Annotated in this window: 30 protein-coding genes; 17 read left to right on the top strand and 13 right to left on the bottom strand. The window is 68.7% G+C overall.

Annotated features, from left to right (window positions below; all coding sequences use genetic code 11):
- Positions 1–5: 5 nt before the first annotated feature.
- From U3653_RS31705 to U3653_RS31695, 3 genes are all read left to right on the top strand, one after another.
- Complete coding sequence (locus tag U3653_RS31705; RefSeq protein ID WP_323124542.1) at positions 6–932, top strand: hexose kinase; 927 nt, start codon at positions 6–8, stop codon at positions 930–932.
- Complete coding sequence (locus U3653_RS31700) at positions 923–1,750, top strand: class II fructose-bisphosphate aldolase (protein ID WP_195080697.1); 828 nt, start codon at positions 923–925, stop codon at positions 1,748–1,750. The genes U3653_RS31705 and U3653_RS31700 overlap by 10 nt, the downstream gene beginning before the upstream one ends.
- Positions 1,751–2,100: 350 nt before the next feature.
- The gene (locus U3653_RS31695; protein ID WP_323124541.1) at positions 2,101–2,718 is read left to right on the top strand and encodes a type IV toxin-antitoxin system AbiEi family antitoxin; all 618 of its coding nucleotides are present in this window, start codon (positions 2,101–2,103) and stop codon (positions 2,716–2,718) included.
- A 239-nt stretch (positions 2,719–2,957) separates the two neighbouring features.
- Here the strand turns inward: U3653_RS31695 and U3653_RS31690 are convergent, their stop codons facing one another.
- A complete protein-coding gene (locus U3653_RS31690) occupies positions 2,958–3,158 on the bottom strand; it encodes a DUF397 domain-containing protein (protein ID WP_195080698.1) in 201 nt (66 codons plus the stop codon).
- A gap of 10 nt (positions 3,159–3,168) precedes the next feature.
- The gene (locus U3653_RS31685; protein ID WP_195080699.1) at positions 3,169–4,029 is read right to left on the bottom strand and encodes a DUF5753 domain-containing protein; all 861 of its coding nucleotides are present in this window, start codon (positions 4,027–4,029) and stop codon (positions 3,169–3,171) included.
- 185 nt (positions 4,030–4,214) lie between these two features.
- On the opposite strand from U3653_RS31685, the gene U3653_RS31680 reads away from it, so the two are divergent.
- Positions 4,215–4,517 (top strand): hypothetical protein, encoded by a 303-nt coding sequence (locus tag U3653_RS31680; protein ID WP_195080700.1) that lies wholly within the window; start codon positions 4,215–4,217, stop codon positions 4,515–4,517.
- A 43-nt stretch (positions 4,518–4,560) separates the two neighbouring features.
- Entirely contained in the window at positions 4,561–4,995 is a 435-nt protein-coding gene (locus U3653_RS31675) for a DUF4254 domain-containing protein (RefSeq protein ID WP_195080701.1), read from the top strand.
- Here the strand turns inward: U3653_RS31675 and U3653_RS31670 are convergent, their stop codons facing one another.
- The 6 genes from U3653_RS31670 to U3653_RS31645 all read right to left on the bottom strand — a co-directional run bounded on the left by U3653_RS31670 (position 4,996) and on the right by U3653_RS31645 (position 10,152).
- Positions 4,996–5,280, bottom strand: coding sequence for a DUF3349 domain-containing protein (locus U3653_RS31670; RefSeq protein WP_067797124.1), 285 nt, complete (start codon positions 5,278–5,280; stop codon positions 4,996–4,998).
- Positions 5,281–5,294: 14 nt separating this feature from the next.
- Complete coding sequence (locus U3653_RS31665) at positions 5,295–5,630, bottom strand: DUF3349 domain-containing protein (RefSeq protein WP_195080702.1); 336 nt, start codon at positions 5,628–5,630, stop codon at positions 5,295–5,297.
- 12 nt (positions 5,631–5,642) lie between these two features.
- Positions 5,643–5,927, bottom strand: coding sequence for a hypothetical protein (locus tag U3653_RS31660; protein ID WP_195080703.1), 285 nt, complete (start codon positions 5,925–5,927; stop codon positions 5,643–5,645).
- 11 nt (positions 5,928–5,938) lie between these two features.
- Positions 5,939–7,138, bottom strand: coding sequence for an inorganic phosphate transporter (locus U3653_RS31655; protein ID WP_195080704.1), 1,200 nt, complete (start codon positions 7,136–7,138; stop codon positions 5,939–5,941).
- Positions 7,139–7,228: 90 nt separating this feature from the next.
- Entirely contained in the window at positions 7,229–8,446 is a 1,218-nt protein-coding gene (locus U3653_RS31650; protein WP_323124540.1) for a lipase family protein, read from the bottom strand.
- A gap of 194 nt (positions 8,447–8,640) precedes the next feature.
- The gene (locus U3653_RS31645; protein ID WP_195080706.1) at positions 8,641–10,152 is read right to left on the bottom strand and encodes an ATP-dependent DNA ligase; all 1,512 of its coding nucleotides are present in this window, start codon (positions 10,150–10,152) and stop codon (positions 8,641–8,643) included.
- Positions 10,153–10,245: 93 nt separating this feature from the next.
- On the opposite strand from U3653_RS31645, the gene ramB reads away from it, so the two are divergent.
- Complete coding sequence (gene ramB, locus U3653_RS31640) at positions 10,246–11,652, top strand: acetate metabolism transcriptional regulator RamB (protein ID WP_195080707.1); 1,407 nt, start codon at positions 10,246–10,248, stop codon at positions 11,650–11,652.
- 26 nt (positions 11,653–11,678) lie between these two features.
- Positions 11,679–11,951 (top strand): hypothetical protein, encoded by a 273-nt coding sequence (locus U3653_RS31635; protein WP_195080708.1) that lies wholly within the window; start codon positions 11,679–11,681, stop codon positions 11,949–11,951.
- A gap of 49 nt (positions 11,952–12,000) precedes the next feature.
- Here the strand turns inward: U3653_RS31635 and U3653_RS31630 are convergent, their stop codons facing one another.
- Entirely contained in the window at positions 12,001–13,227 is a 1,227-nt protein-coding gene (locus U3653_RS31630) for an MFS transporter (RefSeq protein WP_195080709.1), read from the bottom strand.
- A 74-nt stretch (positions 13,228–13,301) separates the two neighbouring features.
- On the opposite strand from U3653_RS31630, the gene U3653_RS31625 reads away from it, so the two are divergent.
- Entirely contained in the window at positions 13,302–14,153 is an 852-nt protein-coding gene (locus tag U3653_RS31625; RefSeq protein ID WP_323124539.1) for a TetR/AcrR family transcriptional regulator, read from the top strand.
- A 158-nt stretch (positions 14,154–14,311) separates the two neighbouring features.
- On the opposite strand, the gene U3653_RS31620 is transcribed toward U3653_RS31625, so the two are convergent.
- Positions 14,312–16,141 carry an acyl-CoA dehydrogenase gene (locus U3653_RS31620; protein WP_195080710.1) on the bottom strand — a complete coding sequence of 610 codons (1,830 nt, stop codon included), beginning with the start codon at positions 16,139–16,141 and terminating at the stop codon, positions 14,312–14,314.
- A gap of 422 nt (positions 16,142–16,563) precedes the next feature.
- On the opposite strand from U3653_RS31620, the gene urtA reads away from it, so the two are divergent.
- The 6 genes from urtA (at position 16,564) to U3653_RS31590 (ending at position 22,162) form a co-directional block, all read left to right on the top strand.
- The gene (gene urtA / locus U3653_RS31615; protein WP_323124538.1) at positions 16,564–17,790 is read left to right on the top strand and encodes an urea ABC transporter substrate-binding protein; all 1,227 of its coding nucleotides are present in this window, start codon (positions 16,564–16,566) and stop codon (positions 17,788–17,790) included.
- A gap of 108 nt (positions 17,791–17,898) precedes the next feature.
- Positions 17,899–18,783 carry an urea ABC transporter permease subunit UrtB gene (gene urtB, locus U3653_RS31610; protein WP_195080712.1) on the top strand — a complete coding sequence of 295 codons (885 nt, stop codon included), beginning with the start codon at positions 17,899–17,901 and terminating at the stop codon, positions 18,781–18,783.
- Positions 18,780–19,916, top strand: a complete 1,137-nt coding sequence (gene urtC, locus U3653_RS31605; RefSeq protein ID WP_195080713.1) for an urea ABC transporter permease subunit UrtC — start codon at positions 18,780–18,782, stop codon at positions 19,914–19,916. Before urtB ends, urtC begins: the two co-directional genes overlap by 4 nt.
- Complete coding sequence (gene urtD, locus U3653_RS31600; protein ID WP_195045863.1) at positions 19,913–20,767, top strand: urea ABC transporter ATP-binding protein UrtD; 855 nt, start codon at positions 19,913–19,915, stop codon at positions 20,765–20,767. Before urtC ends, urtD begins: the two co-directional genes overlap by 4 nt.
- Entirely contained in the window at positions 20,760–21,452 is a 693-nt protein-coding gene (urtE, locus tag U3653_RS31595; protein ID WP_195080714.1) for an urea ABC transporter ATP-binding subunit UrtE, read from the top strand. Before urtD ends, urtE begins: the two co-directional genes overlap by 8 nt.
- 8 nt (positions 21,453–21,460) lie before the next feature.
- The gene (locus tag U3653_RS31590; RefSeq protein ID WP_195080715.1) at positions 21,461–22,162 is read left to right on the top strand and encodes a GntR family transcriptional regulator; all 702 of its coding nucleotides are present in this window, start codon (positions 21,461–21,463) and stop codon (positions 22,160–22,162) included.
- Between the two features lie 4 nt (positions 22,163–22,166).
- On the opposite strand, the gene U3653_RS31585 is transcribed toward U3653_RS31590, so the two are convergent.
- Positions 22,167–23,039 (bottom strand): NERD domain-containing protein, encoded by an 873-nt coding sequence (locus U3653_RS31585; protein WP_195080716.1) that lies wholly within the window; start codon positions 23,037–23,039, stop codon positions 22,167–22,169.
- 216 nt (positions 23,040–23,255) lie between these two features.
- Here U3653_RS31585 and U3653_RS31580 point away from each other — a divergent pair, with 216 nt between their 5' ends.
- On the top strand, positions 23,256–23,801 hold the full coding sequence (locus U3653_RS31580; RefSeq protein WP_397069609.1) for a carboxymuconolactone decarboxylase family protein: 546 nt from the start codon (positions 23,256–23,258) through the stop codon (positions 23,799–23,801).
- Here the strand turns inward: U3653_RS31580 and U3653_RS31575 are convergent.
- Positions 23,798–24,574, bottom strand: a complete 777-nt coding sequence (locus U3653_RS31575; protein ID WP_195080717.1) for a TetR/AcrR family transcriptional regulator C-terminal domain-containing protein — start codon at positions 24,572–24,574, stop codon at positions 23,798–23,800. The two genes, U3653_RS31580 and U3653_RS31575, sit on opposite strands and share 4 nt — an antisense overlap.
- Before the next feature lie 119 nt (positions 24,575–24,693).
- Here U3653_RS31575 and U3653_RS31570 point away from each other — a divergent pair, with 119 nt between their 5' ends.
- On the top strand, positions 24,694–25,071 hold the full coding sequence (locus U3653_RS31570; RefSeq protein ID WP_195080718.1) for a VOC family protein: 378 nt from the start codon (positions 24,694–24,696) through the stop codon (positions 25,069–25,071).
- Positions 25,072–25,208: 137 nt separating this feature from the next.
- On the opposite strand, the gene U3653_RS31565 is transcribed toward U3653_RS31570, so the two are convergent.
- Positions 25,209–26,060, bottom strand: coding sequence for an SDR family oxidoreductase (locus U3653_RS31565; protein WP_195080719.1), 852 nt, complete (start codon positions 26,058–26,060; stop codon positions 25,209–25,211).
- A 96-nt stretch (positions 26,061–26,156) separates the two neighbouring features.
- On the opposite strand from U3653_RS31565, the gene U3653_RS31560 reads away from it, so the two are divergent.
- The gene (locus U3653_RS31560; protein WP_195080720.1) at positions 26,157–26,555 is read left to right on the top strand and encodes a winged helix-turn-helix transcriptional regulator; all 399 of its coding nucleotides are present in this window, start codon (positions 26,157–26,159) and stop codon (positions 26,553–26,555) included.
- The last annotated feature ends 26 nt before the right edge of the window (positions 26,556–26,581 follow it).

The following is a 26,581-nucleotide window of genomic DNA, read 5'->3' as shown; positions in this document are numbered from 1 at the left end:
TCACCGTGACAATGAATCCCGCGTACGACATGACCTATCGGGTCGAACGCTTCGAACGCGGGCAGGCCCACCGGGTCCGGTCGGTGGAGCAGCGCATCGGCGGCAAGGGCATCAACGTGACCCGGGTGCTGAATCAGCTCGGCAAATACGCCAGGGCCACCGGGTTCTCCGACCACGCCTTCGCGGCCGCCGCCGAACTGGAGATGCCGGTCGACTTCGTGCACGCGCTGCCCTGGGTGCGCCGCACGGTGGTGATCAGCGAATCCGAGGACGGCACGGCCACCGCGCTGTGGGAGCCCGGCGCGCGGGTCTCCAATCCGCACGCCGCCGAACAGTTGTCGGTGCGGGTGGCGGGCATGCTCCCGGAAATCGCCGGGCTGGTCATCTCCGGGTCGCTGCCGGGCGGCATCGAGCCCTCGCTGCCCGCCGAGATCGCCCGCACCGCCATCGCGGCCGACGTGCCGACCATCTGCGACGTCGACGGCGAGGCGCTGCGCTTGGCCGCCCAGGTGCCAGGGATCGTGCTCATCCCGGACGAGACCGAACTGCAGCGCCTCACCGGCACCCGGCCGACGACCGCCGACGACATCGTCATCGCCGCGAAGCCGCTGATCGACAACGGAGTGCGCGCCGTGATCGCGACTCGCGGTGCCGAAGGGATCGTCGCGGCGACCGCCGACGGCGCGTGGTCGGCGGCGCTCGCCGAACCGCTCGCCGGAAATCCCACCGGCGCGGGCGACGCCGCGGTGGCGGCGGTGATCGCCGCCCTCGCCTCCGCGTCACGCCCGGACTGGCCCGCCGTGCTCGCCGACGTGGTCGCGACCTCGGCGGCCGCCGTGGTCGTCCCGGTGGCCGGTGAGATCGACCGCGGCCTGCGCACCCGCCTCACCCCGACCATCCAGGTACGAGAGCTCGGCACCCCATGCCGCTGACCCCGATACCGGATCTGATCGCCACCGCCCGACCCGGCGGACTCGGCGCGTTCAACGTGATAACCCTCGAGCACGCCGAGGCGATCGCCGCCGCAGCGGAAGCAGCGGAAAGGCCGGTGGTGCTGCAGCTGTCGGAGAACACCGCGCGGCATCACCGTGGCATCGCCCCGCTGGCGCTCGCCTGCCTGCGCATCGCCGCCGACAGCGCCGCCGCGATCGCGGTGCATCTCGACCACGCCACCAGCGCCGAATTGATCCACGCCGCCGTCGATCTCGGCATCCGGTCGGTCATGTACGACGGCTCGGCCCTCGATTACGCCGACAACCTCGCCGCCACCGCCGCGATCACCGCCTGGTGCCATGAGCGCGGCGTGCACATCGAAGCCGAACTCGGCGAAGTGGGCGGCAAAGACGGCGCCCACGCGCCCGGCGCGCGCACCGATCCCGACGAGGCGGTCGAATTCGTGAGCGCTACCGGCGTCGACGCGCTCGCGGTCGCCGTCGGCTCTTCCCACGCCATGCACACCCGCACCGCCGAACTCGACAACGACCTCATCGCCCACTTGGCCGCGAAGGTCCCCGTCCCCTTGGTGCTGCACGGCTCCTCCGGCGTCCCCGACCACGGCCTGCGCGCCGCCGTAGAACACGGCATGACAAAAGTCAACATCGCCACCCGCCTCAACATCCGAATGACCGCCGCCATCCGCGACCGCCTCGCCACCACGCCCCACCTCACCGACCCCCGCGAATACCTCACCCCCGCCCGCACCGCCATCCAGTCGGAAGTCGAGCACTTCCTCCACCTCCTCGCGGGCTGACCCGCCACGAGTGGCACACCATCGAGAGCTCTTCTCGCGTTTCGCCGCAGCCATGTGCCACTCGCGAAACCTGTCGGGGGTGGCGGGGAGGATGGGGATATGGGGGAGATCATGGGGGAGGTTTTTCCGGGGAGTTGGGCGGTAAGGGCGGGGGTGGTGGGTGCTTGGGAGTTGCGGAAGGACTTCGAGCGGATTTTTCCGGATGTTTATGTGCGGAGGGGGGTTCGGCTGGACGCGCGGGGTCGGGCGCAGGCGGTCGGGCATTGGGCCAAGGGGGCCGGGATTCTGGTCGGATTCTCCGCGGCGGCTCTGCACGGGGCGCTGTGGCTGGACGACAGCCCGCTGAAATCGTGCTCCCGACTCGTGCCAGGCCGCCACGGCATGTGCTGGTATACCGGGATGCCATTCCGGCCGACGAAGTGTGCGCCGTTGGCGGGTTCCGTTGCACGACACCGGCGCGGACCGCGTTCGATCTGGCGCGACGCCTCGAGTTCGATGAAGCGGTCGAAGTCGTCGACGCCCTCTGCAACGCGACCCGGCTGACCACCGCGGACATCGAACGGCTGGCCGCTCGGCACCCGCGCGCACGCGGCGCCAAGAGCCTGCGGCGGGCGCTGCCCTACATCGACGGCGGCGCGGAGTCCATCCAGGAAACACGTACGCGCTTGCTGCTGCGCCGAGCCGGACTACCCGCGCCGGAAACCCAGATCCGTGTCCTCGGCCCGGACGGAACGACTTTCGCACGCTTGGACATGGGCTGGCGCAAATGGCGAGTCGCCGTCGAATACGACGGAGCCCACCACTGGGCCGACCGCGACCAGCGCGCCTGGGATATCGACCGCGCCGCCGCCCTCGAATCCCTCGGCTGGACCCTCATCCGAGTAAGCGCCGCCCTCCTGACCCACCGCCCCCACACCATCACCACCCGCGCCCTCGACGCCCTCCGCCGCCACGGCGCCGACATCTGACGAGTGGCACACCATGGAGAACTCTTCTCGCGTTTTGCCGCAGCCATGTGCCACTCGCGGAAAGCGCTCGGCCGGCGGCGCGTGCGAGGGTGGCGCGCCGCCGGCCGAGCGGGGTGGTGGGCAGGGCAGTTGTCCACCGGTGGAGCAGTCGATGGATCGCTTCGCATCGACGGGGACACTCTTCCCGGTGGAGCTGTGTTTCGGGTGTAGTGAAGCTGAGAGTCGGCTGGGAGTACGTGTCAGGCGAGGGCGGTGGTGCGGATCGACGTGGTGAATGCCGCCCACTGGGTCGGCGTGAACGCCAGCATGGGCGATGCGTCCGGCGCACCAGGAAACTTGCTGTCTCGAACCAACACCCGACCGCCGTCGAAACAGACTTCGACGCATGCGGTGCTGTCGTTCGAATGCGATGACTTGAACCAGCTGCGCGCGCGCCCCATGCCGTTCACGCTACAGCGCTGCGAGTCTGCGTTCGATCAACGTTATCGACTCGTTCCGCGGGAGCGCGTGCTCGACCGCGGTGGTGGCGAACATGGTCGCGAGGTGACGCACCGGTTCGGCCTCCTCGGTCACCCCGAGATGGACCAGTGTCTCGGTCCACGCCACATCGGGAAGAAGTGCGTTGTCGAACCCGAGCAGATGGAACGACGCACCGGTGAGCAGTACACCGCCTGGCGCGTCGAAGGGTACGACCCGGATGTCGATCGTGTCGGCATGCGTCTCGGCAACCGATAGCAGGTGGCGCAGTTGCCCTTTCAAGACAGCCGCACCTCCGGTGCGCTGGGTCAGCGCCGCCTCGTTGATGATCGCCGTGACCTGCAGCGGCTCAGAGTCGGTCAGCCGTCTCTGGCGCCGCATGCGAATCTCTACCCAGCGATCGATTTCCACTTGCCGAATCCGTGCCCGGTCGTTGGCGATCACCGCTCGCGCGTAGTCCTCGGTCTGCAAGAGGCCCGGAATCAATATGCTCGTATAACTCCGAACACTCTGCGCCCCGTGCTCCAACCCGTAGAGACGGATCACCTCGTCCGACAGCAAATCCGCGTACTCCGACCACCATCCGCGTCGCTTCGCGATGTCGCGCAGTCGCAACATTTCCACGCGCTCATCCTGGTCGAATTCGAGCAAGCTCATCAGCTTTCGCAGCTTGTCCTCGGCCAGCACGCGTTCCTTCTCCACCTTCGACCAGTACGACAGCGTGAAGCCGAGTTCCTTGGCGATGACGGAGGCGGAGACGTCGAACTCGGTGCGGCGGCGCTTGATCCGGAGCATGAGCTCCCAGCGCGCCACCGTGGGCGAGAGTGGTGCCATCGTCCGATGAGTCCTTCCCGGCTCCGGCTGTTCGTGCAGATGACCGTACCCCCATCCACAGGTGGCCGAGTTTGTCAAATGGACCGGTCAACTTGACCTGTCAGCAGTCCGGCGCCTACTCTTCTTGTGTTGCGCATCACAGCGGGGGCTCTGGGCAGACCCCGCTCCGGCGGGGAGGGGTTCTGATGTCCGTGCATGTCGTCGACCGCACGTGGATCGTGAGTGATCGGACGCCGCATCAAGCGCGGCGGGTCAGTGACGACGCGTGGGTGGTGTCCTATCTGCGGGGGCGGATGGTGAACACCGAGCAGGCGACGGCGGCTATCCAAGCGGCGGAAATGGTTTCGCTGACGGAGGACTTGGTGCGCCCTTTCGGGCTGACCGCCCTGGAGGCAGTCGGCCTCGTCGTCCTCGAATCACCGTGGGACGCCGCGCCTTCGCAGACTCGGTACCGATTGCCGCGTCCGGGCGGGCGGCAGCGGCTATGACGTTCGCGCCCGGCGCGACCATTCGATTCAGGGGGTTGACGCGGTGGAACCACTGCCGACCAAAGAACTCGTCCTACAGGCTTGCCGCACGGCGCCGCGCCGCGCCCACCCGGTCCTGGAGTCCGCGCACCTACTGGCGGGATTACACCAGCGCCGCCTGCGCCGTGAACTCGGTAGCGACATCGATCGGCACCGCGCCCGCCTCGTACTCGCCATCGACCGCTGGGTCGCCACCCAGACCCCACCGCCGCACGGCGGCGCGCACATGCACACCGAGACCGTGGGCATGGTGGTCGACCGGCTCGCCCAGTTCTCCGCCTGCGCGCACGACATCCTCGCCGGCGCGCCGGAATGGGCCGTGCACAACGCCTGGGAACGCCTCGCCGAACTGGCGCTCGGCTATGAGGATCTCGCCTACGAGGTGGTGGCGGGCGTGCGCCGCCTCCCCTATCTCAGCGGCCCGCGCGAGCAGCCGTGATCAGTCCTCGCCCGGCCACGCGTTGGCCTCGACCCGGGCGCGCACCCTGGCCACGTCGGCTTCGGACGGCATGTCATTGGTGATCTTGGTGATCATCACCTGGATGTCGGTCTGATCGATGTCCGCCCCGCCGGAGCCGGCCAGCTCGGCGGCGATCCTGGCCACCTCCTCATCGGACAGGCGGCGGCGCAACAGGGCGAGCAGCGGGATGTAGTCGGCTTCCGGGACACCGTCCGGGTATCCCACCCGCAGCCAGCTGATGATCGCGTGCAGGAAGGGAGGCATCGGCGGCGGCTCGGTCAGTCGGAATCGGCAGGCGGATCGGCCAGCGGCCAGCCGCCCGCGGCCAGGTGGGAGGCGACGCGAGCGACGTCACGCTCGTCCGGCTGCTCCTTGGCGAGCCGGGCGATGGCCTGCTCGATCTCGGTGTGGGTGATCTCGCTGCCCGAGTTCGATGCGACCAGTTCCTCGGCGATCGTGACCACCTCGTAGTCGGTGAGGTGCCGGTGCAGCACGGCGAACAGGGCCACGTAGTCCGACTGCGGCACGCCCTGCGGGTATCCCGCGCGCAGCCAACCCACGACCTTGCCGAGCAGTTTCGGCCGGTCCGGAACTGGTTTCACTGGATCGGTCACGCTGGCTACTCCTCACGCCTGCCCGAACAGATGGATGCCGAATCTGGCCGCGATGAACGCCTTGGCCGTGTACAGGATGCCGCTGACGATCGCCACCACGACCAGCACGAAGCACGCCAGCGCGACCGCGAGAGCGGGATAGTTTCGCCGCACCGTGCCCGTACCGGCGTCGGTCGTCACGGTCATCGACCAGAACCGCACCCCGATCGAGAAGATCATCGGCAGGCCCGCGCCGAGTACCAGCCCGGCCAGGGTGACTTTCCACAGGGCGTTCAGATTGGTGACGAGAGTGTGCACGCCTGGTCCTCCTACACCTGAGCGGATCGGTTCGGGTCCGGTGACGCCGCCGGGTCGCCCGCGGGCGGGTCGGTCCCCTCGCCGGGCCACTCGTTGACGTTGCCGGTGTGCACCGGGTCGCGCCGCGACCGCAGGTACATCAACGCCGACAAGCCGATCAGCAAGGCGAAGACCACGAGCACACCGGCCAGCCCGCCGATGAGGTGGGCGATGGCCCAGCAGATCGCCCCGGCGACCGCGGCGAGCGGCAGGGTGAGCAACCATGCGACCACCATGCGCCCCATCACGGCCCAGCGGACTTCGGCGCCCTTGCCGAGCCCGGTGCCGAGGATGGAACCGGTGGCGGTCTGCGTGGTGGACAGCGGCAACCCGAAATGGGCGGAAGTCAGGATGATCGCGGCCGAGGCGGATTCCGCCGCAAGCCCCTGCGGCGAGTCGATCTCGACCAGGCCCTTGCCCAGCGTCCGGATGATCCGCCAGCCGCCGAGGTAGGTGCCCGCCGCGATGGCGAAGGCGCACGCGGCCATCACCCACAACGGCAGGTCGTCGTCTTTGGTGAGCGTCCCGTGCGCCACGAGGGCGAGGAAGATCACGCCCATCGTCTTCTGCGCGTCGTTCGTGCCGTGCGCCAGCGAGACCAGCGAGGCCGACCCGATCTGACCCCAGCGGAACCCCTCGGTGACCTTGTCCTGTTCGGCGCCGCGGGTGATCCGGTACACCAGCCAGGTGCCGATCGCCGAGACCAGCGCGGCGACGATGGGCGCGAGCACCGCGGGCAGCACGATCTTGGTGAGCACGCCGTCCGACCCGGACGCCCAGATCACCCCGCCCCAGCCGAGCGCGGCCAGCGTCGCACCGATCAGACCGCCGAACAGCGCGTGCGACGAACTCGACGGCAGGCCGAACAGCCAGGTGAGCAGGTTCCACAGGATTCCGCCGACCAGGCCGGCGAACACGATGACGATCAGGTCTTGGCCGCCGACGGCGTCGAGCCGCACGATGCCCTTCGCGACGGTGGCGGCGACGGCCACCGACAGGAACGCGCCGACCAGGTTCAGCACCGCCGAGAGCGCGACAGCCACCCGAGGCCGCAGCGCGCCGGTCGCGATCGAGGTCGCCATCGCGTTGGCGGTGTCGTGGAAGCCGTTGGTGAAATCGAATGCGAGCGCCGTGACGATGACGATCAGGAGAACCAGTAATTCGACGGTCACGCCTCCAGTGTGCTGCACCCCCGGATGGCACAGCCATGCCGGTTACCGGAAGTTCGCGCGACCTGCATGGACTAGTCTGATCAGTCCTGGTCAGCGAGATCGGGTGCAGTGCGCGGCGACCGGCCTTCCCGCGAACCGATCATCGATCCACGAGTTCGCGCCCGGGATGCCGCTGAGCCCGACCGAGAAGTGCTCGCCGAAGTAGACCTGGAAGTCCACCGGCGTCCCGGCGCCGCACCAATCCGCGTAGAGCTTTTCCGCGCCCGCCAGCGGCACCCACGGATCGTGTGTGGCGTGATAGAGGAACACCGGCACCGTCGGCGCGCTCGCACCCAGCCGGTTGGCGGCCAGGATCTCCCTGACCATCGGCAACTCGGTGGGCGCGGCGGCATGGGTCAGGGCTTGGACCGGAATCGGCGCGAAGGCGCCGCCGAACTCCTCCGCGGTCATGCACAGGTCTTTGCCGACCTGGGCCAGTCGCCAGCCGTCGTCGTTCATCAAGGCGAGCAGTTCGGGATACTCCCGCGCCAGTCCGAGGGTCGCGGCCAGGAACACTCCGGACGCGGCGTTGCGCCCGTTCATGGTGGCCAGCAGCAGGTCGAAGTCGGCCGGGACGCCGCCGAACGCCGCCCCCACCAGATTCAACTCGGGCGCGTATCGCGGGGCCAGTTGCGCGGCCCAGCCGCTCGCGATGGCCCCGCCGGAGTATCCGGTGACCACCGTCGGCGCATCCGGGCGCAATCCGAACTCCGTCGTGTGCACCACGGCCCGGATCGAGTCGAGCACCGCGTGCCCGGCCATCAGTCCCGCCGCGTACGCCTGCCGGGGGCCCTGATGGTCGGGCACGAGCACGGCATAGCCCTTGGACAGCGGAATCTGAGCGGCCCACAACTCGACCGTCGGCTCGTTCCTGAGTTTGTAGGACGGTGCGCACCGATGTCCGAGCGAGTCGATCGCGGCATTGAACGACAGCACCGGCCGCGGCCCCGGTCCGGTCCACGGCGCCTGCGGCACGAGCAAGGTCGCGACCACGGGCACCGGCTGGTCCTTCGAATCGGTGGACCGGATCAGCAGTTCGGTCGACCGCAACGGGAACGCGGTGAGGCCCGTGCCCCCGGCACGAGAAGCGAGAATCGTGCCGGGCGGCAAGCTCTCGAAGTCCGGCGGCGGCGTGTAGAACGGATCGTCCAGCGGTGTGGGCAGGATCCCGGAGTACTCGCGCGACGGCGTGAGGAACAGCTCGATCGGATTGGCCAGCGCGGGTGTGCCGACCGCGCTCACCGCCAAAGCGCCCAGCAGCGCCGCCACCAGCCGGGCAAATCGTCCACACAGTGATTTCCGCATCATCCCGCCCGCCCGCCGATTCCATGTCCGGAAGCACGAACCGGCCGGACCACTGCATTGTGGCGGCCATCCGGAACCTTGCGCGCCCATATCTACCGTGGCTCGACGCGGGTGGCACGCGCGACACGCGCCCGGCGCGGGAGCGACCGCGCTTCACATCACGGCAGCAGCGCACGCACGGTGTCGATGGTGTCGGCGTCGGCGGGTTCTTTGTCGGGGCGATACCGCACGACCCGCGCGAAACGCAGCGCGACACCACCGGGGTAGCGGGAACTGACCTGCACGCCGTCCAAGGCGATCTCCACGACGAGTTCCGGCCGCAGATACACGGTGTGCTGATCGCGCGAGCGCTCGTGACGGGGGAATTCCTCGGTCTGCCATCGCAGCAGAGCGTCGGTGAGACCTTTGAAGGTCTTGCCCACCATGACCGGCTCCCCTCCGTCCGGGTCGCGCGCGCCGAGGTGCAGGTTCGACAGATAACCCGTGCGGCGTCCGTAGCCCCATTCGGCGCCCAGCACGATCAGGTCGATGGTGTGCGTCGGCTTGATCTTCTGCCAGGCCCGGCCTCGCCTGCCCGCCGCGTACGGCGCGGTCAACGACTTGACCATGACGCCCTCGTGCCCCGCGGCCAGCGCGGCGTCGAAATATTCCGCCGCCGCTTCGGCATCCGGCCGCAGCAACGCGGGGATGGTGTGCTCGCCCGCCACCTTCGTCAGCGCGGCGCGCCGCTCGGACAGCGGAGCGTCGAGCAGGTCACGCCCGTCCAGGTGCAGGCAGTCGAAGAAGTACGGATGCAGCAGCAACTCCCGGGTGGAGCTCACCTCGGCGAAGCGGCTCATGGTCTCCTGGAACGGGCGCGGCCGTCCTGCGTCGGTGAGCGCCAGTGTCTCCCCGTCCAGCACCACGCTGGCGCAGTCCAGGCCCGCGACCAGTTCGACGAGTTCGGGAACGCTCGCGGTGATCTCGCGCAACGTCCTGGTGAAGATCCGGACCCGGTCGCCGTCCCGGTGCACCTGGATGCGGGCGCCGTCCAGTTTGTGCTCGACGCTCACTTCGCCGTGCGACTCGACCAGCGCCTCGTCCAGCGTCGCACCGGGAGAGGCCAGCATCGGCTGGATCGGGCGGCCGACCTCGAGCCGGAACTCCCCGAGCGCCGCCGCGCCGCCGGACAGCGCCGCGACGGCGGTGACCGGCAACCGCCCCGACAACATGTACGCCCGGCGCACCAGATCGGGCGGCACGTCGGCGGCCACCGCCACGGCTTCGGCGACCACGGCCGCGAGCGCTCCTTGGCGCAGGTCCCCGGTGAGCAGGCGCACCAGGAAGCCCTGCTCGTCCTCCGTCGCCGCGGACCACAGCGCCGCCAGCAACTGCTTGCGCCTGGCCGTCGAACCGGCGCCGGAGGTGACGGCCAGCTCGCTCAGCGCCGCGTCCACCGCCGAGACGGTGAGCGTGGGCGCCGGGGCGGGCGCGTGGTCGAGCGTGATGAGCGTGCGCCATCCCGTGCCGATCCGCCCCTGCGACAGCTCGCCGGACGCCCAGGCGACCACGGGCGCCAGCTCCTCCGGCGCGGCCGCGCTCAGCAGCTCGGCCAGCGTGGCGATCTTCGTCTTGCGCGACCTGGTCGCCCGGACGGTCTCCGAGGCGAGCACGACATCCGAGAACAGCACCTTGCCGACGGTAGCCGCCGGGTACGACACCTGTCTGCAAGGAGTGTTAATCGCTGATTGGCACGGATGCGAAAGCACCCATAAACTGGACGCATGGCCAAGACTTATGTCGGCGCTCGGCTGCGTCAACTGCGGACCGAACGCGGGCTGAGCCAGGTCGCGCTGGCCCAGCAGCTGGAGATCTCGGCGAGTTACCTGAACCAGATCGAGCACGACGTGCGCCCGCTCACCGTCCCGGTGCTGCTGAAGATCAGCGACGTGTTCGGCGTGGACGCCACCTTCTTCTCCGCCCAGGACGACACCCGGCTCATCGCGGAACTGCAAGAGGTCGTGATGGACGAGGAACTGGGCATCGAGGCCGACGCCCAGGAGATCGCCGACATCGTCTCGGCGCACCCGAGCATGGCCCGCGCCCTGGTCAACATGCACAACCGCTACCGCAACACCTCCGCCCAGCTGGCCGCCGCCACCGAAGACCGCTTCGCCGACGGCGCGGGCAGCGGCGCGATCAGCAAGCCGCACGAGGAAGTGCGCGACTACTTCTACCAGCGCCAGAACTACATCCACGAGCTGGACACCGCCGCGGAGGAGCTCACCGCGCGCATCCGTTTCCACGGCGGCGACGTCAACAGCGAGGTCGCCAGGATGCTGCGCGCGCACGACGTGCGGATCACCGAGCGCATCGACCTCGGCGAAGGCGTGCTGCACCGCTACGACCCGCAGACCCGCAATCTGGAGATCGCCCCGCACCTGTCCGGCGGGCAGCGAACGTTCAAACTGGCCGCCGAGCTGGCCTACTTCGAGTGCGGCGAATTGCTGGAAAAGCTCGTCGAGGAAGGCAATTTCGCCTCCGAGGACGCCCGCAAGCTCGCCATGCTGGGGCTGGCCAACTATTTCGCCGCGGCGACGGTGCTGCCGTACACGCATTTCCACGAAGTGGCCGAGGACTTCCGCTACGACATCGAACGACTGTCGGCGTTCTTCACACAGAGCTACGAGACGATCTGCCACCGGCTCTCCACGTTGCAGCGCCCGTCGCTGCGCGGCGTGCCGTTCTCGTTCGTGCGGGTGGACCGGGCGGGCAACATGTCCAAGCGCCAGTCCGCCACCGGTTTCCACTTCTCCTCCAGCGGCGGCACCTGCCCGCTGTGGAACGTGTACGAGACCTTCGCCTACCCGGGCAAGATCATGACCCAGATCGCGCAGATGCCCGACGGCCGCAAATACCTGTGGGTGGCGCGCACGGTCGAACGCCGAGCCACCCGTTTCGGCCAGCCGAGCAAGACCTTCGCCATCGGCCTCGGCTGCGAATTGCGGCACGCCGCCCGCGTGATCTACGCCGACGGCATCGACTTGGACGAAGTGCAGCCGACGCCGATCGGCGCGGGTTGCCGAGTCTGCGAACGCGCCAACTGCCCGCAACGCGCTTTCCCGCCCCTGGGCAAAGTGCTCGACATCAGCGAACATCGCAGTTCCGTGTCCCCTTACGTGCTGAAGTAGCCGCGCGGGTTCCGTAAGTTGTCGCCATGGCAGGACCGCGCTACCCCATGCCCGCCTCGATAGCGCTGATCGCGACGCCGGAGGGCTGGCGCCACAGCGTCCAGGACACGCGAGGTGGAATGCTCTGTGGGCGTCTGGCACATGTCCCCGCCGATGCCGCGCCAGACCAGGCGCGGGCAGCCGCTGTCGCGATGCTGCGAGAAGTGGCTCGGCAGTTCCGCGGCGTGGAGATCGACGTCGCCTGGGACGCCCAGGAACCGCTGACCGGCAGGGTGATCGCGCTACATGACCGATCCTGAAGACACGTCCGGCCGGTCTCGCCACATCGAGACCGGCCGGACGTCAGGGTCAGGCGGCTTGCGCCCTGCGTTGCATGCGGAGACCGACCAGCGTCATCCCCAGCGCTGCGACGAGCAGTAGCGCCAGCGTCCAGGCCAGGGCAGCGAAGCCGTGTGGCGCGGCGGTCGCCGCGACCAGCGGACCGATCGTCGCGCCCACGTAGAAGGAGAACATCGCGACCGACATGGCGGCGGCCCTGGATTCGCCGCCCAGTTCGCCCGCGCTCTGCAACACCGCGGGAGCGATCACGCCCAGTCCGCCGACCAGCACCGCGAGCAGCACGGCGAGCACGGCCGGATGCGTCCCCTCGAAGGTGGCGATCACCATCGCCGCGGCGGCGACCAACGCGCCGAGCACGATCTGGCCGTGCTTGGACAGCCGGGCCAGCGGCACCGCGAGCAGGGGAAGCGCCACCATGACCGGCAGCGCGCCCGCACGCAGCGCGAGCAGTTCACCCGAGCCGCGAACCACTCCGGTCAGCTCGAGGCCGGTGTACACGCCGACCATCACCGCCATGCTCATCGCGCCCGCGATCAGCATCGGCACCAGCGCCCGGATGCGCAACACCGCGGGAATCGCGGCGTAGCTGTGCCGCAGCGGCTTGTCCAGATCCGTGGGCGCGTCGGCCAGCAGCGCGGTCCGCACTACCACGGCCAGCACGGCGAACCCGATCGCGGAGGCGACGAACACGGTGCGCCACGGGAACGCGCCGATCATCCACTGCGACACGATCTGCGCGATCACCGTCGCCGCGAGGAACGACGTGGCCACGGACATGGTGGCGACCGAACGGTGCGCGGGAGCGACGCGGGTGGCCACGTAGGCCATGATCGCGGGCGGGATCGAGCCCACCACCAGCCCCTGCGCCACCCGCAGGCCGACGGCCAGCGGAGCGCTGACCGCCAAACCGGTCAACAGTGTGACCACTGCGGCCACCAGCATGCCGGTGACGAGCACTCGGCGGTGACCATAGCGATCCGACAGCGGCCCGAACAGGACGAAGCCACCGGCGTAACCGAAGGCGAACGCGCTGATGATCCAGGTCATCACGCCGGGACCGACGTGCCAGTCGGCCTGCATTGCGGTGAAAAGCGGGATGGGGACGTACATCTGCCCGGTGGCCAGCAGGGCGGCCAGAACGAAGAAGGGCACGGTGCGCCCGGTGTGGGCACGCGGCGAGACGACTCGGGTGCGCGTCCGGACCGGAGCCGCGGACTGGAGAGTGAGCATTGCCATGGGTTGAAGGTAGGCCCGGACGAACCGAGTTGTCAACCAAATAGTTGGTTTAATGAAATGGTAAAGTGTCCGTCATGACCGCCACGATGAAACGCAGTGACGCGACCAGGCAGGCCCTGCTGCGCGCCGCCCGCGACGAATTCGCGCAGCACGGGCTGGCCGGCGCGCGGGTGGACCGGATCGCGGACGCGGCAGGCGTCAACAAGGAGCGCATCTACGGTCTGTTCGGCAGCAAGGACAAGCTGTTCGACGTCATCCTGATCGACACGCTGCGCGAGTTCATCGACGTGGTGAAGCCGCTGGCCGACACCGAACCCGGCGCGTACGTCGGCAAGCTGTACGACTACCACCGGGACAACCCGCAGCTACTGCGCCTGATGCTCTGGGAGGCGCTGCACCGCGGCGCAGACGCGCACGACATCGACGGCTGGCGCGCCGCGCACTACGTGCGCAAATTCGACCGCGCGCAAGAGCAGTTCGACGTGGACTCCGCCGACGCGGGCCGTCTGCTGCTGGCCCTGTGCGGCCTGGCCAACTGGTCGCTCGCCGTCCCGCAGACCACCAAGCTGCTGCTCGGCGAGGCCGCCGCGGAGGACAGGAACGCCACCAGGGCGTTCCTGATGGATTTCGCCAGGGCCGCCATGCGCCGCGACGCGGCTCCCGGCGAACGGGAAGCACGCCTCCCCGAGGTAGAACTGGTCAAGGACTTGACCGACGAGGACGAGTCGTCAGCAGTCGACCGCGCCGCCCAGCGCCTGCGCGACGCTCAAGCCGCCGCCGACGCCGCCCGCGAAGAACTCGCTACCGCCCTACGCGCCGCGCACGCGGCGGGCGCGAGCGCCAATCAGCTCGCCCGTCAGGTATCCGGCACACTGTCGCGGCCCGTGGTGCTCAAACTCCTGTCCCAGCCCGAGCCCCAGCCTTGACCTACCTCCTACCGAGCATTGATCGCCGTCACCCGCCACGAGCCAGGTGCGCACTTGGTCCCTGATTTCGTATACCAACGTGCCCGGCTCACCGAACCACGTCTTTCGAGCGAAGCGAGACCTAGCATGCGCCGTTCGCAGCGCCGCAGGCGCTGCAATCAGAACGCAGCCTCGTCCAAGTTCATGATGTCGTTGTCCAGCGTGGCGACGATGCCGCGCACCGCGCTCAGCGTCGGCAGCACGTTCTTCGCGAAGAAGCTCGCGACGGCGACCTTTCCCGCGTAGAAAGCACGGTCCTTCTCCGAGGGGCCTGCGGCCAGTGCGGCCGCCGCGATCTCCGCTTGGACCAGCAGCCGCCAGCCGATGAGCAGATCGCCGACCGCGAGCAGGAAACGCACCGAACCCAGGCCGACCTTGTACAACTCGGTGGGCTCCTGCTGCGCGGCCATCAGGAAGCCGGTGAGCGAGGCGGCCATCGCCTGGACGTCTTCCGCGGCCGTGCGCAGCAGCTCGCGCTCGGTGTCGAACCGGCCGGTCCTGGCGTCCAGGAACGCCGCGATCCGCGCGTTGACGTGGCCGAGCGCCACGCCTTGGTCGCGAATGATCTTGCGGAAGAAGAAGTCCTGCGCCTGGATGGCCGTGGTGCCCTCGTACAGCGAGTCGATCTTCGCGTCCCGGATGTACTGCTCGATCGGGTAGTCCTGCAGATAGCCGGAGCCACCCAAGGTTTGCAACGACTCGGTCAGGTACTGGTAGGCCCGCTCCGAGCCGACGCCCTTGACGATCGGCAGCAGCAGATCGTCCACCCGGTGCGCCAGCTCCGCGTCGGCGCCCGAAACGAGCTGCGCCACATCGGCGTTCTGATGGGCGGCGGTGTACAGGTACACCGCGCGCAAACCCTCCGCGTACGCCTTCTGCATGGCCAGCGAGCGACGGACGTCCGGGTGGGCGGTGATGGGCACGCGCGGCGCGGCCTTGTCGGTCATCTGCGTCAGGTCCGCGCCCTGCACCCGCTGCTTGGCGTAGTCCAGCGCGTTGAGGTAGCCGGTCGACAAGGTGCCGGAGGATTTGACGCCGACCATCATGCGCGCGTTCTCGATCACCTGGAACATCTGCGCGATGCCGTTGTGCACCTCGCCGACCAGCCAGCCCTTGGCGGGCCTGCCGTGCCCGCCGAAGGTCAGCTCGCAGGTGGGCGAGGACTTCAGGCCCATCTTGTGCTCCACCCCGGTGACGTACACGCCGTTGCGCTCGCCGAGTTCCAACGTCTCGGGGTCGAACAGGAACTTCGGCACGTAGAACAGCGACAGGCCCTTGGTGCCCGGTCCCGCGCCCTCGGGGCGGGCGAGCACCAGATGGAAGACGTTCTCGGCGGTGTCGCCGACTTCGGCGCCGGAGATGAAGCGCTTGACGCCCTCGATGTGCCAGGAGCCGTCCTCTTGGCGGATCGCCTTGGTGCGGCCCGCGCCGACGTCGGAACCGGCGTCGGGCTCGGTCAGCACCATGGTGCCCTGCCAGCCCTTCTCGAAGCCGGCCGTGGCCCAGCGCCGCTGCTGCTCGGTGCCGACGTTGTACAGCACGGACGCCATCACCGGGCCCATGTTGAAGAACGACGCCGACGGATTGGCGCAGGTGATCATCTCGGCGACCGCCCAGACCAGCGCCGCGGGGGCCGGAGTGCCGCCCATGCCCTCCGGCATGCCGAGCCTGCTCCAGTCCGCGGCCCGCACGGCGGCGACGGTCCTACGCAGCGGCTCCGGAACAGTGATCGAGAAGGTGGTCGCGTCGTAGGCGACCGGATCGCGGTCGGCCGCGGCGAAGGAGTCCGCCACCGGCCCCTCGGCCAGTCGCTGAACCTCGGAGAGGACTTCCCGGACGGTGTCGGAATCGAGGTCGCCGTAGGCTCCGGTATCGAGCAGCTTGTCCAGTTCGAGCACTTCGAACAGGTTGAATTCGATATCCCTCAGGTTCGCCTTGTAGTGGCCCACCTGGTCCTCCTCGACTCGAGTCCGCGGCCCGCCGCCGCGGCATGGGACGGTTCAGACGTCATACGAATCGAAGCGTGCCGTATCGCGGCGACGCTACGCAACCGTAGCCACATCCGCCCCGGCCAGCGGGTTTGCCGGGATCTCACAACTGTTCACCGTCCGTTTACGGAAAAGGTTCACACCGGCGAAACAGACGAAACGGACTTGTCACCGAGAGATATTCCGGCGCAACAACTCCTGTCTACCGTTCGCATCACGAATACAGCCGCTGTATACAGCCCCGTCTACAGCCGTGACCGGGGCGAAGGCGGCGGTGTTCGATGCGGCGCCCTGCCGACGCCGCCGCGACACCTGATGAGGAGAGGGCTCGCCCCATGCCAGATTTCCGTGCCACCCATCGCTCCGGGCGTTTGGTGCGAGCGATGACGGTACCCACCGCGATCGCGCTCGCCGGCCTGTTGCTGACCGCCTGCGGCGCCAAGGACGACGCCTCCACCACCGGCTCCGGCGCCGCGTCCTGCGTCGACACCTCCAAGGACACGATCAAGGTCGGTTCTCTGCACTCCCTGTCCGGCACGATGGCCATCTCCGAGGTCACCGTCGCCAACTCCACCAAGCTCGCCGTCGACCAGATCAACGCCGCGGGCGGCGTGCTGGGCAAGAAGATCGAGCTGGTGCTCGAGGACGGCGCGTCGGACCCGAAGACCTTCGCGGAGAAGGCCGAGAAGCTGATCAGCTCCGACTGCGTCGCCGCGGTATTCGGCGGCTGGACCTCGTCGAGCCGCAAGGCGATGAAGCCGAAGTTCGAGAGCCTGAACTCACTGCTCTACTACCCGGTTCAGTACGAGGGCCTGGAGGACAGCAAGAACATCTTCTACACCGGCGCGACCACCAACCAGCAGATCGTCCCCGCGCTGGACTACCTGAAGCAGAAGGGCATCACCTCCCTCTACCTGGTCGGCAGCGACTACGTCTTCCCGCAGACCGCCAATCGCGAGATCAAGGCGTACGCCGCCGCCAACGGCATCGAGATCAAGGGCGAGGACTACACCCCGCTCGGCTCCACCGATTTCTCCACCATCGTCAACAAGGTCCGCGCCGCGAAGGCGGGCGCGGTGTTCAACACCCTGAACGGTGACTCCAACGTCGCGTTCTTCCGCGAGTACAGCAACGCGGGCCTGAAAGCAGCGGAAATGCCGGTGGTCTCGGTGTCCATCGCCGAAGAGGAAGTGGCGGGCATCGGCGCGCAGCACATCGCCGGGCAGCTCACCGCGTGGAACTACTACCAGACCGTCGACAGCCCGGTGAACCGGAAGTTCGTCGCCGACTACAAGGCCGCCTTCGGCGCCGACAAGCCGACCTCCGACCCGATGGAAGCCGCCTACGCGTCGGTCTACCTGTGGAAGAACACCGTCGAGAAGGCGAAGTCGTTCAAGGTCGAGGACATTCAGGCCGCCGCCGACGGCGTCAGCTTCGACGCACCCGAGGGCCTGGTCACCATCGACGGCTCCAACCACCACATCACCAAGACCGCCCGCATCGGCGAAATCCGCCCCGACGGCCTGATCTACACCGTGTGGGATTCCGGCAAAGCCGTGACGCCGGACCCCTATCTGAAGTCCTACGACTGGGCCAAGGGCCTGAAGTAGTCCGCGGCTGTCCGCGGCCCAGCTCCCAGCGCCCGCCCCGGCGGTCACACGGAGCGTAATGAGGGGGGCCGCGGACAGCATCGGACAATGAACACAGGAGCTTTCCCCATGGATGTTGTGATCGGACAGCTCTTCACCGGGCTGAGTCTGGGATCCATTCTCTTGCTCGCCGCGCTCGGTCTGTCGCTGACCTTCGGTCAGATGGGCGTGATCAACATGGCGCACGGTGAGTTCATCATGGCCGGCTGTTACACCACTTACGTTGTGCAGAAGGTTATTTCGTCGGCAGGCGTCTCGCTCGTCGTGTCGCTGCTGATCGGTTTCCTCGTCGGCGGCCTGCTCGGCGCCGCGCTGGAGATGGGCCTGATCCGCTGGATGTACGACCGGCCGCTGGACACCCTGCTGGTCACCTTCGGCGTCGGGCTGGTGCTGCAACAGCTGGCCCGCGACATCTTCGGCGCACCGGCCAAGAACGTGATCGCGCCGGAGTGGCTCAGCGGCGGCGTCACGATCCTCGGTGCGGTGGTGCCGAAGACGCGCATCTTCATCCTCGTGCTGGCCGTCGTCGCGGTGACCGCGCTGGCGGCGGTGCTCAAGGCGACGCCGCTGGGCCGCCGCATCCGCGCGGTGGTGCAGAATCGCGGCCTGGCCGAAACCTCTGGCGTCTCGAGCCGTTTCACCGACATCAGCACGTTCTTCATCGGCTCCGGGCTGGCGGGCGTGGCCGGCGTCGCGCTGACGCTGATCGGCTCGACCAGCCCCACCATCGGCCAGAGCTATCTGATCGACGCGTTCCTCGTGGTGGTCATCGGCGGGCTCGGCCAGATCAAGGGCACGGTGATCGCCGCGTTCGCGCTCGGGCTGCTCAATTCCTACATCGAGTACTCGACCACCGCGTCCATCGCGAAGGTCATCGTCTTCGTCGTCATCGTGATCTTCCTGCAGGTCCGCCCGCAGGGCCTGTTCACCGTCCGGACAAGGAGCCTGGCATGACCACGCTGGTACCACGGTGGCGCGTACGCTCCTCGTTCGGCGCGCCGGCCGGATTCGCCGTCGCCGCCGTCCTGTTGTTCGCGGTCGCGCCCGCCGTGCTCAGCGACTTCCGGCTCAACCTGCTGGCGAAGTTCCTGTGCTTCGCGATCGTCGCGGTCGGCATCGGATTGGCCTGGGGGCGAGGCGGAATGCTCACTCTGGGCCAAGGCGTCTTCTTCGGCGTCGGCGCCTACATCATGGCCATGCATCTGCAGATGGCCGACGCCGCCAGGCTCGGCAACGACGTGCCGGAATTCATGGAGATCGCGGGCATTCGCGAGTTGCCGTCGTTCTGGAAGCCGTTCGCGTCGGCTCCGGTGGCGCTGCTGGGCATCCTCGTGCTGCCCGCACTGATCGCCGCCGCGCTGGGTTACGGCGTGTTCAAGCGCCGGGTGAAGGGCGCCTACTTCGCCATCCTCAGCCAGGCGCTCGCCGCCGCGCTGGCCATCCTGCTCACGGGTCAGCAGAGCATCGGCGGGTTCACCGGTCTGTCGGATTTCCGCGCGTTCTTCGGGTTCAAGCTGTCGGATCCGGTCAACCGGCGCATGCTGTTCTTCTTCGCCGCGGCCGCGCTGCTGCTGGTGGTCGCGCTGGTGCGGCAGTTGATGCACAGCCGCTACGGGGAATTGCTCGTGGCGGTTCGCGATCAAGAGGAGCGGGTGCGCTTCCTCGGTTACGACCCGGCGAACGTCAAGATCGTCGCCTACGTGGTCGCCGCGTTCTTCGCCGGCATCGCCGGGGCGCTGTTCACCCCGATCGTCGGCATCATCTCCCCCGCCGATATCGGCGTCGTCCCGTCCATCGCGTTCCTCATCGGTGTCGCGATCGGCGGCCGGACCACCCTGCTCGGGCCGGTGCTCGGCGCGATCGGCGTGGCGTGGGCGCAGACAGCGCTGTCGGAGGAGTTCCCGTCGGGGTGGACATATCTGCAAGGCGTGCTGTTCATCGTGGTGGTCGGTTTCGTCCCGGCGGGACTCGCCGGACTGTGGCCGATGCTGAAGGGCCTGCTGGACAACAGGCGTCGCGCGACCCCACCCGCGCCGGTGGCCGAGACGCTGCCGGAACCCGCGACGGAGAAGGTGGAATCGCGATGACCGAGACGACCCACGAACCGAAGCTCGGCGGCAACGCCGGAATGTCCAGCGAGTACCTGGAGATCCGCGGCCTCTCGGTGAGCTTCGACGGTTTCAAGGCGGTCACCGATGTGGATCTGACGGTGTTGCAAGGCGATCTGCGCTTCCTCATCGGACCCAACGGCGCCGGCAAGACGACGCTCATCGACGCGATCACCGGCTTGGTCCCGGCGACCGGGTCGGCGCAGAAGACCGGCGTGGAACTGCTCGGCCAGAAGGTACACCGGATCGCAAGGCTCGGCGTCGGAAGAACGTTCCAGACCGCGAGCGTGTTCGAGCAGTTGACCGTGCTGCAGAACCTCGACATCGCCGCGGGCGCGGGCCGTTCGGCGCTCACCATGCTGCGCCGCCGCAAATCCGTGCTGCCCGCGATCGAGGACGCGCTGGAGACGACCGGCCTGGCCGACCTGCGCGACAAACCCGCCGGGGTACTCGCACACGGGCAGAAGCAATGGCTCGAAATCGGCATGCTGCTGGTGCAGAACGCGTCGGTGCTGCTGCTGGACGAACCGGTGGCCGGGATGAGCGCCGAGGAGCGGGAGGAGACCGGGAACCTGTTGCGCCGCATCGGCGGCGACCGGGTGGTCGTGGTGGTCGAGCACGACATGGATTTCATGCGTGCCTTCGCCACCTCCGTCACGGTCCTCGCCGGGGGCCGCGTGCTCAGCGAGGGAACCGTCGAACAGGTGCAGGCGGACCCGAAGGTCCAGGAGGTCTACCTCGGCACCGCCGCTGCCGTCGGGACCGAACTGGAGGACGCGTCGATCGCGCCGGGTCCGGAATCCGCCCAGAAGGAGGCCAGCGATGCTTGAACTCACCGATATCCACTCCGGCTACGGCCGCACCGAGGTGATCCACGGTGTCTCGGTGACCGTCCCCGACGACAGCGTGGTCGCCGTCATGGGCCACAACGGCGCGGGAAAGACCACGCTGCTGCGCACCGCCGTCGGGCTGATCGGCGCGAAGTCGGGCCGGATCGAGTTCGACGGGCAGACCATCACCAAACTGTCGCCGTCGCGCCGGGTCCGCCGCGGAATCGCGTACGTGCCGCAAGGCCAGCAGAGTTTCCCGCAACTGACCACCGCGGAGAATCTGCAAGTGGTCGCCGACGGCCGCAAACGCGGCAAAGCGCTGATCGATGAATCGCTCGACCTGTTTCCCGCGCTGCGCGAACTGCTCACCCGCAAGGCGGGCCTGCTGTCGGGTGGCCAGCGCCAGCAACTCGCCATCGCGCGGGCGCTGATCACCGAGCCCAAGCTGCTCATCCTGGATGAGCCGACCGAGGGCATCCAGCCGTCGGTGGTCGCCGAGATCGAACGCACCATCATCGATCTCACCCGGCGCGGCGGGCTGAGCGTGCTGCTGGTCGAACAGCACATCGGCTTCGCGTTGCAGGCGGCGCAGCGCTACTACGTGCTGCGATCGGGCCGGGTGACCTCGACGGGCGCGGGTGGCGCCGGCGCCGAGCGCGAGGTCCGCTCGGCGATGGCGATCTGAGCGCCGCCGTGCCCCGCGACAGGGGCCGGATTCCGTTGCGCGAGCAGGTGTACGACTCGCTGCGCCGGGATCTGGCCACCGGAGCCATCGTGCCCACCGAACGGCTCGGCGAAGAACGCCTCGCCGAGGCGTACGGAGTCTCGCGCACCCCGGTGCGCGAGGCGCTGGCCCGATTGCAGGCCGACGGCCTGGTCGAGCGGCTCGCCGACGGCCTCTACCCGTATCGGCCCCGGCTCGACGAACTCGATCACCTCTACGAGCTGCGGCTCGTGCTGGAGGCCAGGGGCATGCAACGGGTGACCGTCCCCGGCGAGCAGCCCGCGCACGATCTGGCACTCGTGCGGGCGGAACTCGACACCTGGCGCGCACTGCGCGACCACCCGCCCGAACCCGGGCCCGCGCTGGTGGCCGCCGACGAACGGTTCCACACCACCCTGCTCGCGGCCGCGGGCAACGCAGCGCTCGCCGACGCGCTCACCGCCGTGCACATCCGGGTGCGTCCGGTGCGCACGCTGGACATGCCGACCCCGGAACGCATCGCCACGATGACCGCCGAGCACATCGCCATCGCCGAACAGCTGGTCTCCGGCGCGGTGGACGCGGCGCTGGCGACGCTCACCGCCCATATCGACACCTCGCGCACGCACGTGCTGGCCCGCGCGCAGCACGCCATGCGCCTGACCAAACTCGGCCGCGCCGTGCGGGATTGACCGGTCAGCAGCTCTGCTGGAACGGGAAGCACTGGGTGGGCCGGTAGGCGGGCGGCGACGGCGTGGGACTCGTCGTGCCGGTCGCCGGGATCGGCTGCGCGGAGTCGTGCGCCAACGCGGTGGCGATCACCCCGAGCACGAACAGCACCCCCACCACGGCGATCACGATGACGGACCACCCCGCGTAGGCCTGGCTCTTCGTCGCGGGCCCCGGCGTGGGCGCGACTCGCGGCGCCGGTGTGCGGGGAATGGTCGTGACCGGCTCCGGCGCGTTCTCCTCGAAACCCGCCTCGAGCAGTTCCGCGCGGGACGGGGCGAGTTCCGCCAGACCGAGCGCGCCGCACGCGCCGATCACCCGGTCCGCGGTCCAGTCGCGCGGTCCCGCGGAGAACCCTTCCAGATAGATGCGCAGTTCGGTCGCGTCGGTGACGTTCCCGACCACCACGTCCAGCCCCGGACGCAGGTTCGTGCGCGCCGGGCGCACCACCGCGCCGCGGAACGGGACGAGCACGACCGCGCCGCTGATGTGCCCCGGATCTTGCAGTGCCCGCTGAAGCATGTGCTTGACCGCGTAGATGCCGTGTTCCACCCGTTCGGCGGGGCTTCCGTTCTCCGGGTCGTCCAGTTCCACCGGCGCGTCGCTGATCTTCCACGGTCCTTCGGCCGGGGTGCTGAGGATGCCGCTCTGCCTGCGCTGGAAACCGTGCACCTCCAGCACGGTCAGCCCGCGCGGGGTCCACACCACCGCGTCGACACGCCGGTTGTCCGCCTCGAGATCGATCACGGCCAGACCCGTCGTCGGATACGACCGCAGGCACGCGACGAATTCCCGCTCAGCACCGGACAGCTCCGCTCCCGGCCTGATCCTCACCAGCATCTTTTCCCCTGCCGACCTGTTGTCCACACCTGACGCCGCGGAAAACGCGCTGCGGCCGCGGCGACCCGCACCGGTACTGATGATGACGGGGTACCCCGCCGAAAACCACTGGAAAGCAAAAGAATGGTGGCGCGCCGGACGGGATACTGCCAAGTAGGCTCTCATCTCGGTCGGCACCGACGCCGGCCGCACGACCACGCGGAGGTGGCAACCGGCATGGTTTCAGCGCTGCAACCACGCATCTCGCCCGGACGGCTCCGGGAACTCGGTGCGCTCAATTGGGTTGTCTGGCAGGTACTCTCCCGCGCCGCGGGGACGCACGACGCCCATTTGTTCAGCACGCTCGGGCGTACCAAGGGTCTGTTCCGCGGCTGGCTGCACTACTCGGGCAAGCTCATGCCCGGCGGGCGGCTGCCCCGGCACGAGTCCGAGCTGGTCATCATCCGGGTCGCGCATCTGCGCGGCTGCGAATACGAAATGGACCATCACATCCGGCTCGGCCGCCGCGCGGGGGTGACGAGCGAAATCCTGGAGCGGCTGCGCACCGGCCCTGATGCGCCGGGGTGGTCGGACAAACACCGGGCGCTGCTGGCGGCCGTGGACCAGTTGGTCGAGACCCGCGATCTCGACGACGACACCTGGGCCGAACTGGCGAAGCACTACGACGAGCGCAGCCTGATCGAGATCGTGCTGCTGATCAACCAGTACGACGGGCTGGCCACCACCATCACCGCCCTGCGGATCCAGCGCGACCGCCTCTAGGCGGACGGGCCCTCGATGCGGCGCGCGAGTCCGTCGAGCACCAGCGTCAGCCCGAACTCGTAGGCGTGGTCGGCGCTGTAGGCGGCGTCGTGCGCCTGGCCAGCGGCCGTGCCGACGCGCGCGGCGAGCGGGTATCGCCGCGCGTCGAAGACCTGCGCCAGAACCGGCGCGGCGCGCTCCCACCATTGCTCGTCGGACATGGCGCTGTCGGCCGCCGCCCGCGCGCTGTCGATGGCGATGCGGGCGACGGAGGTGACGAAGCCGAGCACGAAGGTCAGGGCGGCGTCCATCGCGACGTCGTCGAGACCGAGGTCAGCGAAGGCTTCGAGTTCGTGGTCGTATTTGGCGGCGAGGCCGGGCCCCAGCGGCGGACGGGTGGTCGGCAGATACGCCACCCACGGATGACGAGCCAGCATGGCGCGATTCTCGGCGGCGATCAGGGCCACCCGCTCGCGCCATGGCAGACCCGTGAGGTCGGCCCGCTCCATCCGCGCGTAGACCGCGTCCAGCATCAGGTCGATCAGCTCGGACTTGCCCGGCACATACGTGTAGGTGGCCATCGGGGTCAGGCCGAGCCGGTTGGCGACCGCGCGCATCGTGACCGCTGCCAGCCCCTCCGCGTCGGCGATCTCGATCGCGGCGGCGACGACCGCCTCGACGCTGCTGCGCTGTTTCGGCCCACGGCCCGTGCCCGGCTCGGACCGCACCCGCCAGAGCAATTCCAGCGTGCGCACCGGGTCGCCCGCACCGCTGCGCTCCTTGGGCTGTCCCATCGCCACCTCCTCGAACCACCGATCGTATCGATGTGACCCAGCTCATGATGCGGCCCGCCCTTAAATGCTCTACAAAGTACAATGTACATAGTACAGAGTTTTGCTGTCGAGGAGGGCCCATGAACATCACCGCTTCCGCCATCTCGCTCAACGTCCCCGACCCGGCCGCCTCGGCGCGGTTCCTCATCGAGCACCTCGGCTTCGAGGAGAAGATGTCGGCCGACGGGTTCGTCTCGCTCGACCGCGGCGACGCCGGACTGAACGTCATCTACCTGCGCACGGGGCTGGCGAGCTTCAAACCGAAGAGCGCGGCGGGCAGCGCGGGCGAGGGCCTGCTCGTCGTCTTCGTCGTCGACGACATCGACGCGGAGTACAGCCGGCTGCGAGCCGAGGGCGTGCCGATCGTGACGCCCATCGAAACCGAGGAGTGGGGCGAGCGGTACTTCCAGATGAGCGACCCGAACGGGATCATCATCCAACTGGTGCAATGGGTGTGAGTCGCGGGTGATCGCAGCGGCTCGGCGCTGCGGATTCACGGGCCGGGTGTAGCGGCGAGGAGCCACCACACCCGGCCTTCGCGATGCCGCGTCGGAGTCGACGCCATCACCGCGGGGGGGTGACGGCGAACGCCCGATCAGGCGAGTGCCGCGCGGAAGACGTCGACCGCCGGGGTCGCCGGGCGGCCGAGCAGGCGCGCCAGGTCGCCGGAGCGCACGTCGAGGACGCCCTGCGCGATACCGGCGTCGGCGTCGGCGAGCGCCTCGGCCATCTGGGCGGGCAGTCCCGCCGCGACCAATCCGGCCGCGTAATCGGCCTGCGAAAGGTTCTCGTAGCGCACCGGCTTGCCCGATGCCTCCGAGATCGCCTCGGCCAGTTCGGCATAGGTGAGCCGCTCGTCGCCGCCCAGTTCGTACACCCGGCCCGCGTGGCCGTCGGTGGTGAGCACTCTGGCGGCGGCTTCGGCGTAGTCGGCCCGCGCCGCGCCCGCCACGCGGCCTTCACCCGCCGCGCCGTGCAGCACACCCGACTCCACCGCGTGCGCCAGACCGCCCACGTAGTTCTCCCAGTACCACCCGTTGCGCAGGAGAGTGTGCGGCACAGTCGATTCGGCGAGCACCGCTTCGGTCCCCGCGTGCTCCTGCGCGAGGATGAGCGGATTGCCGGTCGCGGCGGGAATGCTGGTGTAGGCCAGCAATTCCACCCCGGCTCGCTCCGCCGCGCGGATGACGTTGGCGTGCTGCTCGACTCGCGCGCCGAACTCGTTGCCGGACACCAGCAGCACTCGATCGACACCGGCGAGCGCCCGGTTCAGCGCGTCCGCGTCACCGTAGTCGGCCTGCCGGACGTCGACGCCGCGCTCGGCAAGGTCGGCCACCTTCGCCGGGTCGCGCACGATCGCCACGACCGGTGTCGATCCCACCTTCAACAGCGACTCCACAACGAGTCGGCCCAGCTGCCCGCTGGCTCCGGTCACCGCGACGGTCATGACTACCTCCAAAGTTCGGCATGTTCGCAAGTACTAACTATTCGTAAGCACTATGCATTCTGGAACCACTTTGGTCAAGGTGGGTACTATCGAGGCATGTCCAGCCAGCGCATTGCCTCGGCGGACGCCGACGATCCCACGCTGGAAGCCGACGTCTTCGCCCGGAACTGCACCTCGCGACCGGTCCTACAGAATGTCGCCAGCCGCTGGGGTACCCTGGCGCTGGTCGCGCTGCGTGAGGGGCCGTACCGGTTCAGCGCCTTGCGGCGGCGGGTAGACGGCGTGAGCGAACGCATGTTGTCGCAGACCTTGCAAGCACTGGAACGCGACGGAATGGTGCACCGGGAGGTGCAGGAGACCATTCCGCCCCGGGTCGAATACACCCTCACCGACCTGGGCGTAGAGGTCGCCGACCGTCTGGAGGCGCTCATCCGGGTGCTGGAGACCAACATGCCGAGGGTGCGCGAGGCGCAGGCGGCCTACCACCGCGACTGACCGGCCCGCGGGAAGAGAGCGACGCG

This window comes from Nocardia implantans (genome assembly GCF_035544775.1).
GTDB lineage: Bacteria > Actinomycetota > Actinomycetes > Mycobacteriales > Mycobacteriaceae > Nocardia > Nocardia implantans.
This window is presented reverse-complemented; position numbering and strand designations above follow the sequence as displayed.